The organism is Parendozoicomonas callyspongiae, from assembly GCF_023502345.1.
Lineage (GTDB): Bacteria > Pseudomonadota > Gammaproteobacteria > Pseudomonadales > Endozoicomonadaceae > Sansalvadorimonas > Sansalvadorimonas callyspongiae.
In genome coordinates, this window is the sequence record NZ_JAMFLX010000002.1 from 109,415 (window position 1) to 127,320 (window position 17,906).

At 48.6% G+C, this 17,906-nt stretch carries 15 protein-coding genes; 3 read left to right on the forward strand and 12 right to left on the reverse strand.

What is annotated here, in order from left to right; genetic code table 11:
- The first annotated feature begins 119 nt into the window (after positions 1–119).
- Positions 120–416: a GIY-YIG nuclease family protein gene (locus M3P05_RS01900; protein WP_249697543.1), complete on the forward strand. Its 297-nt coding sequence runs from the start codon at positions 120–122 to the stop codon at positions 414–416.
- Here M3P05_RS01900 and M3P05_RS01905 read toward each other — a convergent pair.
- A complete protein-coding gene (locus M3P05_RS01905; protein WP_332841990.1) occupies positions 403–1,620 on the reverse strand; it encodes a pyridoxal-phosphate-dependent aminotransferase family protein in 1,218 nt (405 codons plus the stop codon). The two genes, M3P05_RS01900 and M3P05_RS01905, sit on opposite strands and share 14 nt — an antisense overlap.
- A 3-nt stretch (positions 1,621–1,623) precedes the next feature.
- Positions 1,624–2,112, reverse strand: coding sequence for a DUF4442 domain-containing protein (locus tag M3P05_RS01910; RefSeq protein WP_249697544.1), 489 nt, complete (start codon positions 2,110–2,112; stop codon positions 1,624–1,626).
- 694 nt (positions 2,113–2,806) lie between these two features.
- On the opposite strand from M3P05_RS01910, the gene M3P05_RS01915 reads away from it, so the two are divergent.
- Positions 2,807–4,771, forward strand: coding sequence for a BRcat and Rcat domain-containing protein (locus M3P05_RS01915; protein WP_249697545.1), 1,965 nt, complete (start codon positions 2,807–2,809; stop codon positions 4,769–4,771).
- A gap of 61 nt (positions 4,772–4,832) precedes the next feature.
- Here M3P05_RS01915 and M3P05_RS01920 read toward each other — a convergent pair whose 3' ends face one another.
- The 6 genes from M3P05_RS01920 to M3P05_RS01945 form a co-directional block, all read right to left on the reverse strand.
- Positions 4,833–5,066, reverse strand: coding sequence for a hypothetical protein (locus M3P05_RS01920; RefSeq protein WP_249697546.1), 234 nt, complete (start codon positions 5,064–5,066; stop codon positions 4,833–4,835).
- Between the two features lie 17 nt (positions 5,067–5,083).
- Positions 5,084–6,247, reverse strand: coding sequence for a Na/Pi symporter (locus M3P05_RS01925; RefSeq protein WP_249697547.1), 1,164 nt, complete (start codon positions 6,245–6,247; stop codon positions 5,084–5,086).
- Positions 6,248–6,407: 160 nt separating this feature from the next.
- Positions 6,408–7,403 carry a hypothetical protein gene (locus M3P05_RS01930; RefSeq protein WP_249697548.1) on the reverse strand — a complete coding sequence of 332 codons (996 nt, stop codon included), beginning with the start codon at positions 7,401–7,403 and terminating at the stop codon, positions 6,408–6,410.
- Between the two features lie 92 nt (positions 7,404–7,495).
- Positions 7,496–10,087 (reverse strand): bifunctional aconitate hydratase 2/2-methylisocitrate dehydratase, encoded by a 2,592-nt coding sequence (gene acnB, locus M3P05_RS01935; RefSeq protein ID WP_249697549.1) that lies wholly within the window; start codon positions 10,085–10,087, stop codon positions 7,496–7,498.
- Between the two features lie 298 nt (positions 10,088–10,385).
- Complete coding sequence (locus tag M3P05_RS01940) at positions 10,386–11,663, reverse strand: hypothetical protein (protein ID WP_249697550.1); 1,278 nt, start codon at positions 11,661–11,663, stop codon at positions 10,386–10,388.
- 808 nt (positions 11,664–12,471) lie between these two features.
- Positions 12,472–13,335 carry a universal stress protein gene (locus M3P05_RS01945; RefSeq protein WP_249697551.1) on the reverse strand — a complete coding sequence of 288 codons (864 nt, stop codon included), beginning with the start codon at positions 13,333–13,335 and terminating at the stop codon, positions 12,472–12,474.
- A 270-nt stretch (positions 13,336–13,605) separates the two neighbouring features.
- On the opposite strand from M3P05_RS01945, the gene miaE reads away from it, so the two are divergent.
- Complete coding sequence (miaE, locus tag M3P05_RS01950; protein WP_408635847.1) at positions 13,606–14,277, forward strand: tRNA-(ms[2]io[6]A)-hydroxylase; 672 nt, start codon at positions 13,606–13,608, stop codon at positions 14,275–14,277.
- Positions 14,278–14,304: 27 nt separating this feature from the next.
- On the opposite strand, the gene M3P05_RS01955 is transcribed toward miaE, so the two are convergent.
- The 4 genes from M3P05_RS01955 to M3P05_RS01970 all read right to left on the reverse strand — a co-directional run bounded on the left by M3P05_RS01955 (position 14,305) and on the right by M3P05_RS01970 (position 17,887).
- Complete coding sequence (locus tag M3P05_RS01955; protein WP_249697552.1) at positions 14,305–15,162, reverse strand: M23 family metallopeptidase; 858 nt, start codon at positions 15,160–15,162, stop codon at positions 14,305–14,307.
- Between the two features lie 388 nt (positions 15,163–15,550).
- Positions 15,551–16,264 (reverse strand): UDP-2,3-diacylglucosamine diphosphatase, encoded by a 714-nt coding sequence (locus M3P05_RS01960; protein WP_249697553.1) that lies wholly within the window; start codon positions 16,262–16,264, stop codon positions 15,551–15,553.
- 3 nt (positions 16,265–16,267) lie between these two features.
- A complete protein-coding gene (locus M3P05_RS01965) occupies positions 16,268–16,765 on the reverse strand; it encodes a peptidylprolyl isomerase (RefSeq protein WP_249697554.1) in 498 nt (165 codons plus the stop codon).
- Positions 16,766–16,891: 126 nt separating this feature from the next.
- Complete coding sequence (locus M3P05_RS01970) at positions 16,892–17,887, reverse strand: serine/threonine protein kinase (RefSeq protein WP_249697555.1); 996 nt, start codon at positions 17,885–17,887, stop codon at positions 16,892–16,894.
- Positions 17,888–17,906 lie beyond the last annotated feature (19 nt).

Here is a 17,906-nt window from a genome sequence, read left to right on the forward strand (position 1 = left end):
GATAAAATACATCGCTATAACCGTTGGTTTTCCAATTCCAAGAGCCGTTCAATCAATGGATACCTGCTATTGGATTTTTATATTGGGATATCACTATCAATATTGAAACAGGAACGTATATGCCAGCAAATCAGCAGAAATGGATGCTGTACCTGATCCGCTGCAACGACAAGACTCTCTACTGCGGAGTGACCACTGATGTTAGGCGACGTTTCAAGGAGCATCAGAGTGGGGGAATAAAGGCGGCCCGTTACCTGCGAGGACGCAGTCCTTTGACTCTGGCCTTCCATACAGCGGCAGGAAACCGGTCTCAGGCGTTAAAACTGGAATACCGGGTTAAGAAATTAACCCGGGCCAGGAAAGAAAAATTAATTTCTGGGAAGTTACAACTTCAATCACTTCTTAATGATGATTAAGAGAGCGCTCTAATTCTGCCACACCTGCAGGTACATCAACTTTTGCTCCCAGCGTCTGCATGCTCGCACCCAGGGCGTGAACGGTTCGGAACAGGTGATGGGATCGACACTGTTCTCCCATCTGACCAATCCTGACAATATTCGGTCCAAATGATCCGGCAATTTCTACCCGATGGACTGTCGAGATATGTTCCAGAAGCTGTGGGCCATTCACATCGGCAGGTAATTCGATACCAATCACTGATGGCAGGCGGGCTTGTTTGGGGACATATAGATCGAGACCCATAGATTCAATGGCATTTTGTAATGCGCTTGAGCAGCGTTTATGGCGAAGTATCCGGCCCTGCAGGCTCTCTTCGCAGATAAGACGCAGAGCTTCGTGCAGGGCCAGCAATCCGGAAACGGGAGCTGTGTAGTGGTATCCCTTTTGATGCCAGAACTGACGGGCAAGACGGGCATCAAGACACCAGTGCGGCATGGGTTCGGTGCGGGACTCAATTCTTTGCCAGGCAGCTTGAGAAAATGCAATCAGTGAAACGCCTGGAATGGAGGAGAGCCCTTTCTGGCCGCCGGTAATAATGGCATCGACTTCCCACTGATCCATATCCAGTGGCATGGTGCTGAGAGTGCAGACGGCATCGACAACCACAAGAGTGTTGTGCTGTTTTGCCAGTTGACAGACCTGGGCAAGCTGACGGTTCCAGACTGTATTGGAAGTTTCACCCTGAACAAGGGTCAGAACATCAAATGACTGTTTACTGAATAGTTTTTTCAGCTCATCAGGATCAATATCACTGCAGTCCGGAACCTGCACCCTGGTCACATCACCGCCAACCCGCTCGGCCATTTCCGCAAGACGGCCACTGAAAAAACCATTGTTGATGCTTAAAACCTTGGTTCCAGGCCAAACCAGATTGGTAATAGCCATTTCCATAGCTGCAGACCCGGGGCCGGCAACACCCATAATATGTTCTGAACGGGTCTGGAAAACATAACGGGCCATGGATTTTACCTGGTCCAGAATCCTGGCCATGGTTGAGCCCAGATGATTAATCACCACAGTGTTGGCGGCTGCTACTTTGGCCGGAACAGGCACAGGCCCTGCTCCCATCAACAGTAAAGGTTCATCTGGCAGTATCTGGTCCAGCGGAGTCACTGAAGGTATATCAACAGGGTTCATGGCGGCCGGTTTCTTGTTGTTCAATATTTATGTTCTGCGTTTTGGTGTCCAGGCCCAGATCATTTCGGCTTTTATGGGTTCTACACCTTTGCCATCGGTGATGGTGCAGGCTACGGTCAGCTCGCCTTTTTCCTGAGTACGGATGTTTTGTATCTGTTCATCTGTAATGTGGGCTTCACAGGTTATATCGCCTGAAGATCGTTTTACAAAATCGATATTCATGCTTTTGATAACAGGAACAGAAGTATCCGGTGTATTCATTCCTATCAGGAAACCTGTGGCGGTCTCGGCTGTCAGGGCCATGGCACAGGCATGGACAGTGCCAATATGATTTCTGTTCCGGCGCAGGTTACGGATGGTGATACGGCTTTCAGAATGGTTCAGCTTTTCAATACGCGCACGGGTTGTCCCAACGAGTTTTACATTGGCCCCAAGCACTGTACTGACCAGCCAGACCCGCAGGCCTGAAGGCGCTTTATTGCAGAGAGAAACAATGCGGCTCATACGATTCGCCATGGTGTTTCCTTATAATTGTTATCATTTGCGGTTGCAGAATACCTTTGAGATCTGTGATCAGCAAGCGCAGAACTAAGCGTATTTTGAGTCATTTCAGCGATATACGCGCAGTATTTTCAGGTTTCCGTTTCAGTGAGAGCAGGAGGCAACAGAAAATATTGACTGCCAATCCCCATAGCCCTGCATGAATATTCATTGGAAACCTTTGGCCGGTAACAAGAAGGTAAATGTATACCATCAGGCCAGAACAGATACCCAGCAGAATGGCTCTGGCAGATAAGAACTGATAATGAAGGTAGAGAACAAACGCCGGAAAACACTACAACAAGGCTTCCAGCTTAAACTCAACCAGATGCCACAACGATATATCTCTGTGCATGGTCGCTCCAGCCAGAACTATTACTGTTGCCAGTTCACATTCAAAATGGCAACTAACAGTGAACAGGTAAGGGTGCGAACGACCCATAAAGGCAGCCCAGGAATGAGCTCAGTAGGCTGACTCGGTTGGTCGAACCACGGGATCGCGTAAAGAGCTAAAAAAATCATCAAAAGATAATTCAGCCTCAGGCACCATTTAATCTTTGTATTCGCCACGATTTTTATTCATATCCGTCTGCATTTATGCAGAGACTGTAGATTAAGACCTGAGGTCGCAGTGGTGAACTAAGATCACTCTCTCTTGGGTTTACATTCGGTGAACAAGATTGAGGTGAAGTGGTTCTTCAGTTTGTTTTGGATTTGTTTTCTAAACCTGACTGTGGCGGTAGCTCCTTCTTATGGAATGTTCGCTCCTAAAAGAAATAATCTAACCGCCAATGACTATCTATCAGGAGGACCTGAAAATGATTCTGGCGGGGCGGATGATTCAGAAGAGCATATTAGAGCGGACCCATCAGAAAACCTTATTAGCCCCACACAGGTAGAAGAGTTGTTTGCCAGACTGGATGTTTTAGTGATTCCAAGGGCAAACCCTTTTGATGTAACTAAAGCAATTACATGTCCCAATAATGAGATTCCATCCTCGAATCTTTCGGAAACACCTTTGAGCCCAAGCCATTCTGATGCCCTACCCAGCTATGTGTATGATGACCGCAGCGAATCAACGTCTCCCGTTACCATATGCTCCGAAAGCAGTTTCACTAAGGGTCATATGGTATTGCCCTGGCTTGGCAGGAAATCTCCGGATACTACTCCCCAGAATTCGCCAGGAGGAGCAAGTCGATACGTTGTTGCTTCATGCGCACATTGTGGAGAAAAACTGGGTGATGAAGGATTGGCTCTATCTTTTTCTCTTTCCTGCCAGCTTCGCTATACCTGTCCGGACTGTTTAATTGCCCACGTTCATATGATGTTATGGATAGATAACATCATTCCTTACTGCCCCTGCTGTAGAACCGATTACAGCGAACAGGAAGTGGAGGCGATCTCGAAAGATGAGCGTTATGTTACCCGGTTCAGGGAGTTGAGGGCTGCGAAGGATCGATATAAGGCTGACCCAGCAGTGAACGGTATGCCAAGCCTTATGCCGACATTTCGGTGTAGAAATTGCCAAAATGGCACCTTAAAGCCACATATTCTGGGTAATCATGAAGCCGTAGATCAATGTTCAAGATGTGAAGCAGTTTTCCTTTTCAAAGAAGCTGATGGTTTTATCAAGTGTGAACAGATTGCCATGGATGAATCGGGGGCAGAGGGCGGTGTCGACTCAGCATCAGATACAAGTTCTGAAAGCGGTATTGGGACGGCTTCGGATATGACATCTGAAAGTGGGGATAGTCTGGCCACTGAAATGGCTGACTTATCTCTGTTCGAAGGTTCACTGCCCGCCACTGCCGCTCCCTTACCAAAGCCTGAACCGATACGTCAGATATTTGTTGATATGGCTGCCTGTCAGCCAGATGCCATGGCTTTGGAAGATGTGTTCGATTATGGGGCACAAAACTGTGAAATCTGTTTTGACCAGCTGACAAAAGCAGATCATGGGTATCTGGCAACCTTGCCATGCCGGGAGCACTGGGTATGTCAGGCCTGCTATAAAGAGCATATTGTACATTGTGTGCGTGATAAGAAGCTGCCCAGCTGTCCCGCCTGTGATATCGAACTGGATACGGTTGATATGGAGATGATTACCGGCAGTAAAGATATGGAGAAACAGTACAATGATTTTCTGCTGGAGCAGTTAATCATGACAGATCCCAGTTTCTTTACCTGCACCAAACCGGGTTGCGGGATGTATGCTTTTCGTCCGGTTTTGAAAGAAGGACAGACAGAAGATGTAAACTGCTCAAAGTGTATGACCCAGTATCACTTTTATGGCAAGAAACACAGCCGCTATGCCCAGCTTCTTGATAAAGCCGCAGAAAAGGAACAGCTTGAGAACTATAAAGTGATCGCTGAACAGGTCAGGCAGGGCAATATGAAACTATGCCCCAAATGCAAAACAGCTATTGAGAGAACCTATGGTTGTGCGCATATGACCTGCCAGCAATGCAAACATCACTTTTGCTGGGTCTGTCAGAACAGCTGGGGGCTGGCAGGCTATACCACCCACGCCATGTGCAGCACATCAACGGGATATTCACCGTTTCGGATCAAGGTGGTGACAATGCCGAGCTTTAATCCGGAATCAGAAGAACGCAAAAAATGTCGCCTGATGTAACAAAACTGGCACACAGCCAGTTCTGTAAGGGAAGATTAAAGCGTTACCTTTTTCAGAAATTTCAGATTCCGGATTTTCGACACACTCGGAAAAAGTTAACCACTCGGGCAATTAGAGTACTGCGGGTGGTGTCGCCTTTGTTCATCCAGGTTTCCAGGTCGTCAACGGCATCGTGCTGGGCATTCTGGCGCAGAGATTTCAGCTCGGTTTCCAGAGCCTTCACTTCCTGCTTGGCAGATTTAATACGCGCCTTCAGGGCTTTGCGTTTTTGCTTGAACTCTTTGAGCTCGTTCATTCAATCAACTCCGGAAATCAGTCTGTAATAAAAATCAACAGGCCAGGCAGAATAAAGAACACACCAAACACATAACCAAAAACAATGGTCTTACTGCGGCAGGCAAGCTGGGCAAAACGGCGTGCAGTGTTGTAGGGAATAACCCGTAGCTTGGGGATACCATAAATCAGGACAACGGCACCGGTATTGAACATCAGATGCACCAGGGCTATCTGCAGCCCCTGCATGGCCAGTGCACCGGTTACGGTGGTTGCCGCCAGCAGCGCGGTGATACAGGTGCCGATGTTGGCACCAAGAGTGAACGGATAAACATCCTTCAGGCGGAAAATACCGCTGCCAGCCAGGGGAACAATCAGGCTGGTGGTAGTTGAGGATGACTGAACCGCCACAGTAATCAGGGCACCGGAGAAAATACTCTTCATGGCACCATTACCAATAGCTTTATGAAGCATATCCTTGGCGCGTCCAATCATCAGTTTCTTAAGGATCTTGCCCAGGATGGTGATGGAAACAAAGACAAATACCAGACCGGTCAGGGCCAGTGCCACACCGCCGTAGTTTCCGGGCAAAACGGAAAAGGCATCTGAGAACAGATGAATAACTGGCTTGGTCATGGGTTTCACAAAATCGAAACCACTCATTTTAACGCCGGAAGAGCCGGGGCTGTACACCTCATGGGCTAGAGACGAAGAGAGCTTTTCCAGGAAACCGGTCGCCATTTCCAGCGGCATAAAGATAAACACGGCCATCAGGTTAAAGAAACCATGAACGGTCGCGGCAGCAAAAGAGCGGCGGAACGTTTTGCGTTTGCCAAGACTGCCCAGGCTGACCAGTGTCGCCGTCATGGTGGTGCCAATATTCACACCAAGGATCATCGGGATGGCTACGGCTACAGGCATACCGCCACCAACCAGACCGACAATAATTGAGGTCACGGTGCTGGAAGACTGAACCACGGCCGTTGCCATGGTACCAACAATAAGTGCCATAAAAGGGTTGGTCGCAAATTCAAACAGCTGGGCAGCTGCTTCAGGGCCACCGGCAGCCCATTTAAACCCTGAACCAATCATACCTACTGCAACCAGCAGCAGATAAATCATTCCGATAACAGTGGCCCACTGAAGAGCATCGCTTTGACTTTGGTTAAACTCTTCAGATTTAACCGCTTGTACTGATTCCATTCTCAATTCCAGATGAATAAAACCCATATGGGTGCGGCGGTTACTTTATTGATCATCAATCTGGAAGCAATTAGTGGTTGTCACAAAGCTGTAACATTTTAGTTAAGTCCACTGATTAATTATGTGGTTATTGAATAAAGTGATTGCTGATTCTATTTGATTATTTTCCCGGATTCATAATAGCCGCATATTGATTTGGCCAGTTGGCGAGCTCGGAAATTTGATGCAACGGTGGAAGTGTTTGAACACGCTTTTCCATTTTGAGTACCAGTCTGTTGACTTCCAGAACATCACATCTGGCTACGGAATCATCCAGTAGCTCTTCAATATCTTTAGCCATGGCTGCAATTGCACGAGATTCTTTTCGGCTGGTGACTTCTGGCGATATCTCCTGGAGTTTGTTTTTCAATGTTTGCAAATCAGCACGCAAACCATATGGCCGGCCAATAATTGAATCCAGTTCCTTCTGTATCCTCGCCTTACCCTGAGCAGAAAGCCTGGATTCCGACAGGTGCTGTTGCCTGGCGGCCACAGCCTCCTTGCGAAATCCACCCTTGCGGACTGCAAGCCTGTCAGCCTGCCTGTCTGGATGAAAACCAAGATCAGTCACCATGTTCTGGCTGATTTTTCCCATAAGATGAGCAACAACATTCCCGCCACCCTGGTGTTGTTGAATAGTTGAGTGGATGGATTGCAGCTTAACCAGGATATCGTAATCACTCATATCAAACTGGAAATCCCGAAGCAGGCGATCCAGCTTTAAATCCATGGTGACATCCTTGATACCTTCTTTTTTCAATTGATCTGCGACATCACCAAGACCAGCTTTTAATTTGGTGGCCCACTGTTCTACGGCGGTAATATTCTGGGTGTTCAAGCCAAGCACATCATTTCTCAGCTGCTGTTTCTTCAAGGGGTCCGGCGCAGGTTTATGAAAAGGGCGGAGCTGTTTATTTCTCACAGCGACTTTGCGCTTCAAGAGTGGTGTAGAAGATCTATCTGGCTGAGATGTGCTGACTTGATATGTCGTTCCTTTAAAGGCAGAGACTTTCCGCCCAAAGAATTCCTTGATTGCCGTGTATGTCCCTTTCAGAGGCGATTGCTTTGCAGCAGCATAGATTTGCGGAACAGATGAGTTTGGCCCCTGAACAGACATAGCTAATCCATAGCATTGTTATTGACTAACTGTAGTCAATAAAAAAGCCCGACCGATTGTGCGGCCAGGCTTTTGATGGCTAATAGATTCTATCAGGTGGCTTTAGCGATAATGGAGTCAGCTGCTTTCTGGTAGCTATCAACCTTATTAAAGTTAAGATAGCGGTAGATATCAGCAGACATGCTGTCCAGGTTCCGCGCATATTCCAGATACTCAGTGGCGGTTGGAATCTTGCCAAGAATTGCACCAACGGCTGCCAGTTCTGCAGAGCAGAGGTAGACATTGGCACCATCACCCAGACGGTTCGGGAAGTTCCGGGTTGATGTTGACAGAACAGTTGCTCCTGGTTGTACCCGCGCCTGGTTACCCATACACAGTGAACAGCCCGGAATCTCGGTGCGAACACCGGCCTTGCCATAGATGTTGTAGTAGCCTTCTTCCATCAACTGATCTTTGTCCATCTTGGTTGGAGGACTCATCCAGAAGCGGGTCTGTAAAGGCTCTTTGTTCTGTTCCAGCAGCTTACCGGCTGCCCGAAAATGACCGATATTGGTCATACAGGAACCAAGGAAAACCTCATCAACCTTGTCACCGGCCACATCAGACAGGGTACGGGCATCGTCTGGATCATTGGGAGCGCACAGGATAGGTTCTTTGATCTCAGCCAGATCAATCTCAATCACTTCTGCGTACTCGGCATCGGCATCGGCGCGCATCAGACTTGGGTTGGCCAGCCATTCTTCCATCTTCTGGGCACGACGCTCCAGAGTTCTCGGGTCACCATAGCCTTCACTGATCATCCAGCGCAGCATAGTGATATTCGACTTGAGATATTCGCTGACGGAATCTTCAGAGAGAGTGATGGTACAACCGGCTGCGGAACGCTCGGCAGAAGCATCAGACAGCTCAAAGGCCTGTTCAACTGTCAGACTTTCCAGACCTTCAATCTCCAGAACCCGGCCAGAGAAGGCATTCTTCTTGCCGGCTTTCTCAACAGTCAGCAGGCCCTGCTTGATACCATACAGTGGAATAGCGTGAACCAGATCACGCAAAGTAATGCCGGGCTGCATCTCACCCTTGAAGCGAACCAGTATGGACTCCGGCATATCCAGAGGCATAACACCTGTAGCCGCAGCAAATGCCACCAGACCAGAACCGGCCGGGAAGGAGATGCCCATGGGGAAACGGGTATGGGAGTCACCACCTGTACCAACAGTATCCGGCAGCAGCATACGGTTCAGCCAGCTATGGATAATGCCATCGCCGGGGCGCAGGGCCACACCGCCACGATTCATAATAAAGTCGGGCATGGTGTGCTGCATTTCCACATCAACAGGCTTGGGATAAGCTGCTGTATGACAGAAGGACTGCATCACCAGATCAGAAGAGAAGCCGAGGCAGGCCAGGTCTTTCAGTTCATCACGGGTCATCGGACCGGTGGTGTCCTGGGAGCCAACAGTGGTCATCTTGGGCTCACAGTATTGACCGGCACGAACACCTTCAACACTGCAGGCTTTACCCACCATCTTCTGGGCCAGAGTGTAACCCTTACCTGAATCAACCGGGGCCACCGGACGACGGAACACTTCAGAGGGTTCTAGATTCAGTGACTCACGGGCCTTGTCAGTCAGACCACGGCCAATAATCAGATTGATTCGGCCTCCGGCCTGAACTTCATCAAGAATCACATCGGACTTATAGGCAAATGTGGAGATCACATCTCCGGCTTCATTCAGCACTTTGCCTTCATAGGGACGAATGTCGATAACATCGCCCATATTCATCTTGTCGACAGGCGCTTCAAAAACCAGCGCACCGGCATCTTCCATGGTGTTAAAGAAGATAGGTGCGACTTTTCCGCCAATACAGACACCGCCGGCACGCTTGTTGGGTACGCCGGGGATATCATCACCAAAGAACCACAGCACCGAGTTGGTAGCAGATTTTCGTGAGGAACCGGTACCCACTACATCACCAACAAAGGCGACAGGCAGACCTTTGGCCTTGATCTCTTCAACCTGTTTCATGGGGCCGGTTACACCATGTTCTTCTGGTGTCAGGCCATCCCGGGTCATCTTGTAGGCTGCACGGGCATGCAGTGGAATATCCGGGCGTGACCAGGCATCGGGAGCCGGTGACAGATCATCGGTATTGGTTTCGCCGGTGACTTTAAAGACAGTCATCTTGATGCTGTCTGCAACTTTGGGGCGCTTGGTAAACCATTCAGCATCAGCCCAGGATTTCAGTACTGTCTGGGCATTGGCATTGCCGGCTCTGGCTTTTTCTTCCACATCGTGAAAGGCATCAAACATCAGCAGTGTATCTTTCAACTCAGCGGCTGCCAGCTCACTGAGTTTGTTGTCATCCAGCAGTTCAACCAGGGTTGTAATGTTGTAACCACCGTGCATATTGCCCAGAAGCTGCACGGCTTTTTCTTTGTTCATCAGGGGTGATGTGGCTTCGCCAGATACTATGGCAGAAAGGAAGCCGGCTTTGACGTAAGCCGCTTCGTCCACTCCGGGGGGAATACGGTTTTCAAGTAGGTCTAACAGATAATCTTCTTCACCAGCGGGAGGGTTTTTCAACAGTTCAATCAGGCCGGTGACCTGTTCGGCATTCAAAGGTTTCGGTGGTACACCTTCAGCTGCACGTTCTCCGACGTGTTCGCGATACGCATCTAGCACTATAAAGACCCTCATCGAGTGACCTGCGGGATGGGACTGCCTTGCTGCCTGACCTGAATGAGGAGGGGAGCTGCTTCTTATAGAAGCAGCAGTGGCAATTACAGTTCCCTGCTTTCCAAACCTTTGTAAGGTCAGGCTGTAACTGTCTGGCAATCCAGTCCGTGACAGAGCCGCGTTACTGAATTCGTTTTGTTATCGGCGGCGTGAGTATAACCGAAGGGAATGTCACAAGTTAAGTAAATGCCGAAATGTTGGGTATATGTATGGTGAATATTCCATTGACGTTAGCTTCAAAGCACTAAAAGCGTGTTGCCAGGTACAGCCAGAAAACATCGTAGCTGGCCTGAATGATTTCATTAAACAGTGGCTGTTCTGGTTGGGCCTGGAGGTTTTGAATAGCCTCGAGATCACCGACAGGAATAGTGGGTCTAGTGAGTGGGTCAGTAATTAGAGTCATACGTGGTATCAGGCTTCGATCAGCATCTGTCTGCCAGTCCAGAAAAAGAAGCCCCCTTCCACCTTCTGAAACGGCAGCGAAATTTTTGTGTGTGGATGAGTGCGAAGAGGAGAGTTGAACAGTTAGAGTGGAATTTTCCTGGGAACTCTGCGTTGCACTGAGAAATTCCGGTAAGAAACCTATGATTGCCGGTGCCAGAGGATCCATAACCTCTGGAGATATTCTTGTTCGGGCTCTGACAAAGTTGGTCCACCATCCCTGGGAACTCTCGAAACCAGTAGCATTTTCCCTTTGGATTCTCAGAACGTACTCACCTCGCAGTTCTCCACTTTGCCAGGTTCTAATTATTAGAAGTTGGGAGTCTCCAGAGATGGTAGTGGGGTATAACTGAAGTCTCTGGATATTATTCTGGGCGCAGAAATGATAAAGCTGGTGCCAGTTTTCTTCTGCTGGAATATTTGAAATATCCGGAACCTGTTCCGGCTGAAGGTCGATATCAATGTAGGGATCACTTCCCGGCGTTAGGGGGCTTGAAAACGTAACCCTGAATAGTTGATTCAGCCTGCTTGAGGAGAAAGTTATTGCCTTTTTACCGGTTGCCAGTGGTGTGAAAATTTTCAGTGCCCGTTTGGCAATACTGGCCCACTGCCAGAAATGGGCGGGAGCATCGGCGATTTCAGGCTGGAGTTTCCACCGAAACTCCAGCCAGCGTGAAACGCCGGAAAGAATCAGGGCCCGTTGCATACGGTCATAACCGTCTTCAGCTGTCATCAGCTGAATAATGGTTCTGGCTTTGGTCAGGTTTGCCACCATGCCTTTGGGGTTAAGAAACTGGCAATCGCGTGGAATCTGGGGGCTGGCTAACTCCGCTGGTGGCCTGGCATATTTCAAGGCTGCCTTGGTGACAAGAGATGCAGTCAGAGCCAGTGCGGCTACTCCTCCCTTTTTTATGGCAGAGAGGGTCGCGTTTTGAGTTGTGTCCCGGAAGTAGGGGCGCGGAAAAACCAGGCTTTGGAACAGGTATCCGGGCATCCATTCCGGTGCAGCCAGCAGATTCTGGCCATTTGGGTCGGGAGGTGCCCTGAGCAGATGAACGGCACTGTCGACCCAATCGGCCATTCCTGGTAATTCGCGTGCAGATGAGGTAGGGCAGAAGGAGCAGCAGAGTAGCAGAAAAAAAGTGGTGCAGGAAAATCTTCTAATAATTGTTTCAACCATTGAAAAATCCCTGTATCTACAAAAGCTGTCCCCCGCTGGTGCGAGGGACAGAAGTTGAAAATTCTAGTACAACATTTCAATGAGACTAGCGTGTCACCGAAGTTGTTTCTGAAGGTCTGAAGGTCTGGAGTAGTCTGACAATTGCGAACAATACGGTTGGTGATGGCCGTAATCTGATCGTAAGCTTGATCATCATTGATCAACTCCGCTACGATCACCGTCATCGTCTGATCTTGAGAAACCAGCATTCCGTCGTAGAGTGGGAAGTCCTTGATCGCAGTACGAATGGCCTCCGGCGTTTGTACCAGATCATAGAAAGGTGAGACATCCATTCCTTCTTCAGTAAGGGAGACCATGGAAATCCGGTTTTTTCTCATTAGGTTCGCGTTAAGTCTGACAGGCTCCCAGGAAACGCAAACAATCTTTGGGGCGGATAGCTAGGAAAGAGGCTGTAACTCCAAGCTTATTTGAAAATGCAGATTGGCAATTGACTGTGTAAGGAGAGGGGTAAATTGCCATACCTCTGATAGAGGCATGACCATAGACTATGAATAGTTAGTGCAGTGAAAAGGAAGGTGGAATTTGAGGATGCTTCCAGATTTTTTTGACTTTCATCTTGAAACCCGCCTAGCATCGCCGTGAAATATCAGGGCGATACTGAGCGATTTACGTTACCATCTTTCGCTTTGCTTCTTGCTTTCGGCTCTGGTTATTTCATCAGCTTTTCCAGAGGCTCCATAATATCCAGGGGTTTCACGCAGAGAATGTCTGTCTCGATATTATTTAGAATCTGCTCAGCAGTGTCTCCCAATAACTCAATTCTCAGGCTGGTATGGGCCACTGTTCCCATCACCAGCAGTGAAGCATTGATTCGCTTGCACAGTGTTGGAATAAAGGCTTCAGCCGGTCCCTCTTCGATATGAACATGCTCATCAGCAATGGCAAAGCGCTTGGCCAGTGGCTGGCACTGCTGCTCATAACGAACATGGGTATCTGCAGAGGATTTGCTGATGGGGTCATCACCGGACAGGGTTGTGCCGGGATGGGCAGAACCAATATGACATTCAGAATCAGATATTCCGGCTATAGCCGCAGCATATTCCAGAATAACACCGTTAAGAACCTCGTGTTCAGAATCATTGGGGCAGGCATCAACCGCAGCCAAAACCCGTCCATTCATCCAGCTATGGTCATGGTGAACCAGTAGCACCGGTTCCTGACTGTGACGAAGAAGTGTCCAGTCTTCCGGAGTGGAGATAACATTGGTGATCATCGAGGATTTCTTGGCCGCCTTGATGACCAGGCTGCAGCCTTCCAGTTCGGTAAAATGGTTAATTGTTTCCACAACACCGTTATGCCAGGCCTCCTGGCCTTTCACATCAATACCTTCATCTTTGAGAAGGGCCAGCATGTCTTGCATTTTGGCCTGGGTTGCTTCACTGGGATGAGGGTTTGGCGCAAGAATAAAAACAGGTTTATCGGTTGCCTTCGCTAATAGCCGTGCTCTATTCAGGGCAATATTTGTATCCAGACGGGTGTCGACAACCACCAGTATCTTAGTCAAAGTTCGCATGGTGATCTCCTGAGTTGAGCAGGTTGTTATTCATATGACCGATGCTTGAAAAAGATTACCTACCCACCGGTAGTTCTGCCTGGCAGGTAGGCACTTGATTTGTAACATTAATATGAGTTTGTGACAAACGTACGTTTGTCGCAGATGGCGGTTAATTGTGACACGTTGCTGAAATATTGCTCTGTTTTTTAGAAATTCATTAACAAAACGGTTCGTTAGGCTGCCGTCGTCAAGTGTATAATTCCTGCAGCTGTGAGAGGGGGAGGCATTATGAGGCAATCAGCCACAATAACTACAAAAGTAACCAGCCGCATGAGTTATCAATTTCCAGAAAGAGATGAATTTTTGCTTTGCCCAACACCACAAGGCTGGATAGAGCATGCTCTGGATAACCAGGATATTCTGCTGATTGACCATGCCAACTGTGAAAAAAAAGCCGCAGCGACGGCTCTGAATCTGATGTTCCGATATACAGAGCATCCTGAGTTGTTAAATAAAATGTCACGACTGGCCCGGGAAGAGCTGAGACACTTTGAGCAGGTTCTGGCGCTGATGAAAAAACGAAAAATTCCCTATCGCGCCATTAATGCATCCCGCTATGCAGGCCGGATGAGGGCATCTGTCAGAACCCATGAGCCGGAACGAATGATTGATACGCTGGTGGTTGGGGCATTTATTGAAGCCCGTAGCTGTGAGCGGTTTGAAGCACTGGCCCCATATCTTGATGAGGAACTGGCAAAATTCTATTTGTCCCTGCTTAAATCAGAAGCGCGGCATTTTCAGGATTATCTGCAGCTGGCCGTTGATGCGGCAGGGTATGACCTGACGGATAGAATTGATGTGTTTGCTGAAGCGGATAAAGACGCGGTGTTGTCTGCGGATACTGAGTTTCGCTTTCATAGTGGGGTTCCTGTTCAGGAAGCCAGTGTGCAAAGTTCATAAGTCCGTCTGGTTTTATGTGTTTTCAAGTCAAAGCCCTGAAAATAGCTCCATGGAGTCCCGCACAAACTGCATCGGGTTGACGGGGGTTCCATTCACATGAATTCCCCAGTGCAGATGCGGGCCGGTAACCCGGCCCGTTGCGCCTGACAGGGCAATCTGCTGGCCAAGCCTGACTTTGTCTCCAACCTTGACCTGCAGCTCAGAAAGATGAAAGTAGCTGCTTGTCACTCCCCAGCCATGCTCCAGAACGATATGTCCACCGGTATACCAGTTGTCCTGGGCCATTCGCACAGCGCCGTCGTGGGGAGCGCAGACAGGCGTGCCGGTGGCTGCCCTGAAATCGACACCAGTATGCCGACTTTTCAGCTGACCGTTATATAGCCTGCGAATGCCAAACGGACTGGTAACTTTCCTGAGTGGTACGGGAAGGGTAAATGCTGATTCCAATGGCTTGTCAGTCAATTTGCAGGTCAGGGCTGATCTGATTTCAGCACGTTCTTTATCAATTCGCTGTCTGGCATGTTCGGGAGGTGTCACAAGGTCTGGGTTAACTGACAGTGGCTCCACTGGGTAATTCGGTTCGATCAGCCTGATATCAATCAGGGAGTCATTCTGATTACCCTTCTTGCACTGAACCATCACCTTTTGATTAGCATCTTTTGAGTCAAGTTCTGCAACCAAAACAACTACAGATAAATGATCATGAATGGGGTGAGGATAAACCGGGTACTTTCTGTTCTTGTACATCAGCTGGCAGCCTTGAAGCTGTTGGGGAAGAGTCAGGAACAGGGCTTCACCACTAAAAAGGTTTTGCTTTATAGGAGTATTTGCATGGATAGGCAAAGCCAGAAGAAGTGTCATCAGCAGGCAACCCGCTTTGGTCATGTCTATGTTCCAAGACTAGGAAAACTAGAAAAAGTAGACAATATTTGTTCAAGTACGGGTATTTGTGGCGAGTGAATCAATGAATGGGCAAAGTGCTATCACGCAGCAGAATATGACAGTTAAGCACTGGGTGTGACAGTCGCTGAAGTAATGCCGGTGTAGATACTCATTCCATTTGCCAGAAACTAGGGGGAAGCTGTAACCATTCATAAAGTGAGGGTCCAAAGAGGGGCTCTCACCGTTTCCCCGGATCAGCTCATTTTTCTGCTGGGCATTAAGGGTGTGGAATGTGCTCAGACAGAGAACAGAGACAAGAAGTATGCGGATAGGGATAAAATGGGGCATAGGTACAAGACATTTTGCTGGCCCCATATCTTAGCCATGAAAGCTAAATCGTGAACTTTTTCAGATCGAAACCGTTCGGGTTGTGTTCCAGTACCCAGCCATAGGTATCCCAGTCACCCAGAACGATACGCTGCTGACCATCTTCCAGATCATGAATAGCAGGTTTATGGGTATGTCCATGAATCAGAGTCTTGCTCTGGTATTGGGTGAGAGCATCCGTCACTGCTTCAGGGGTTACATCCATGGAGGGTTCTGTTTTTTCCCGGGCAGCACTCATGCTTTTCTCGCGAAGGCGATCTGCAAGTTTGCGGCGCATTCTCTTGGGAAAAGAGAGAAACAGTTTTTGAATCAGTGGATTACGAACAACTTTTCTGAATCTGATATAACTGGTGTCGAGTGTGCAAAGGCTGTCACCATGCATCAGGACAACCGGCTCTTTGGCAAGCAAGATAACAGATGGATCGGGCAGGGCAGTACAGCCTGCGAGCTGGCAAAAGCGTTCACCGACAAGAAAGTCCCGGTTGCCATGCATAAAAGAGATGCTGACACCGTGCTCGGACAGTCTTCTCAGTGCTCCGGCAATCTGCAGATGGAACTCATCCATCACATCATCGCCAATCCAGTACTCAAAGAAGTCACCAAGAATATAAAGCTGCCGGGCAGTAGGTGCATCCTGCTCCAGAAAACGCAGAAACGCCCGGGTAATATCCGGGCGCCCTGGTGTCAGATGCAGGTCGGAAATAAATAACGACCGCAAATGTTACTCCACGATTTCAGCAGTTTCGATGATCACTTCTTCAGTCGGAACGTCCTGATGGAAGCCATAGCTGCCGGTCTTAACGCTCTTGATCTTGGTTACCACATCCATGCCATCGGTGACTTTACCGAATACGGCATAACCCCAGCCCTGTTCGGTCTTGGAGCTGTGGTTCAGGAAATCATTATCAGCGACGTTGATAAAGAACTGGGCAGTCGCAGAATGAGGATCCATGGTACGGGCCATGGCGATGGTGCCAGTGCCGTTCTTTAGGCCGTTGTCAGCTTCATTTTTGATGGCAGACCCGGTCTGCTTCTCTTCCATGCCGGGGGCCATACCGCCACCCTGAATCATGAAGTTATTAATAACGCGATGAAAGATGGTGTTGTTGTAATGGCCGGATTTCACATATTCCAGGAAGTTGGCAACAGTGTTGGGTGCTTTTTCAGCATCCAGCTCAAGAGTGATATCACCGAAATTGGTGTGCAGGATAACAGCCATTTGATTTGCAATCCGAAATGATTGAGAGGTATCCGCCCTGTGGCGGCTGCGCTATATCATAACTGCTTTGTGGGATTTGTGCAGTTCTGGAGTGGTATTTTCAGGAAATCCGTAGTGAATACCCGTTTAGATTTCTCTTAAACGGGAAATAATTCTGTGGAGCTCTTTCTGCATAGCTTTTGCTGATGGGCGCAGCAATGGTTCCGGATTAAGCGCCTGGCGGGCAATATTATCAAAAATTACTTTTGCGGCTTCTCTCTGCGCTGCGGGAAAAGTTCTACTGACGATATCTTCAGCGGAGTATGAAAGCAGGGTATGTTGGGGTTTACCCATGATATCGTATTGCCAGCTATTCACCCGTCCCTGTTTGGCAAGAACGGATGTGATAACTACACCAAGGTCATAAACGTCTCTCTCCTTTCTGCCGCTGGGAAGATCATCAGGGCAGTGACAGGAACTCTTACCAGACATAGGGTTGGAGTTCTCGCCGCTGACAGAGGCCAAGCCAAAATCAATAATCGTAGATGACAGGCTGCCGTCATTATTTTGCTTCAGCATGATATTCGACGTTGACAGGTCGTTATGCTGCACGCCTTCCTGATCATGAAGGTAAATCACACCCTCAAGCAGGCTGTTGATTATCTGAATAGCTTGTTCAAGTGTGATTTGATCAGAGGTTTCAAGGGTGTTGTAAAGGTCGTAGGAAAGCTGCTCCATAACCAGCACCGGATTGGTCAATGACTCCTCACCAGCGATATACCTGACAATATTGGGATGCTGCAGTTGGCTCAGCACTTTGATTTCCCGATTTAGCAGGTTTATACCCTCAGCTTGCGTGTATCCCGGTTTGGCACGCTTGGCTGCCACCGGAATCGGGCCATTTGGGGTGTGATAAATATCACGGGAAACGGTGGAAAAGCCGCCTTCCCCCAGAAAGCTATCACCGGAGCTATCATCTGAATTGCCATTAAAGTAGGAGGAGGTAGAGTTGCTGCCTGTTCCAGAAACGGGCATCCCGGCAAAATAACCCGTCTGAAATGAAGAATTGCCGGACTCTCCAGTATCCATCATTTCATAACCGTAATCAGCCTGTTGAACACTGCTGGTCAGTACTGCCTGCATATCAGACCTCTCCCTGGCT

What these genes read in the sequence shown, in the direction of transcription:
- M3P05_RS01920 (WP_249697546.1), bottom strand. Translation starts at nt 5,066, where the DNA reads ATGAACGAGCTCAAAGAGTTCAAGCAAAAACGCAAAGCCCTGAAGGCG.
- M3P05_RS01925 (WP_249697547.1), bottom strand. Translation starts at nt 6,247, where the DNA reads ATGGAATCAGTACAAGCGGTTAAATCTGAAGAGTTTAACCAAAGTCAA.
- miaE (WP_408635847.1), top strand. Translation starts at nt 13,606, where the DNA reads ATGAGGCAATCAGCCACAATAACTACAAAAGTAACCAGCCGCATGAGT.
- M3P05_RS01900 (WP_249697543.1), top strand. Translation starts at nt 120, where the DNA reads ATGCCAGCAAATCAGCAGAAATGGATGCTGTACCTGATCCGCTGCAAC.
- M3P05_RS01910 (WP_249697544.1), bottom strand. Translation starts at nt 2,112, where the DNA reads ATGGCGAATCGTATGAGCCGCATTGTTTCTCTCTGCAATAAAGCGCCT.
- M3P05_RS01940 (WP_249697550.1), bottom strand. Translation starts at nt 11,663, where the DNA reads ATGGCCGATTGGGTCGACAGTGCCGTTCATCTGCTCAGGGCACCTCCC.
- M3P05_RS01970 (WP_249697555.1), bottom strand. Translation starts at nt 17,887, where the DNA reads ATGCAGGCAGTACTGACCAGCAGTGTTCAACAGGCTGATTACGGTTAT.
- M3P05_RS01930 (WP_249697548.1), bottom strand. Translation starts at nt 7,403, where the DNA reads ATGTCTGTTCAGGGGCCAAACTCATCTGTTCCGCAAATCTATGCTGCT.
- M3P05_RS01955 (WP_249697552.1), bottom strand. Translation starts at nt 15,162, where the DNA reads ATGACCAAAGCGGGTTGCCTGCTGATGACACTTCTTCTGGCTTTGCCT.
- M3P05_RS01965 (WP_249697554.1), bottom strand. Translation starts at nt 16,765, where the DNA reads ATGGCTGTTATCCTGCACACCAATTTCGGTGATATCACTCTTGAGCTG.
- M3P05_RS01945 (WP_249697551.1), bottom strand. Translation starts at nt 13,335, where the DNA reads ATGCGAACTTTGACTAAGATACTGGTGGTTGTCGACACCCGTCTGGAT.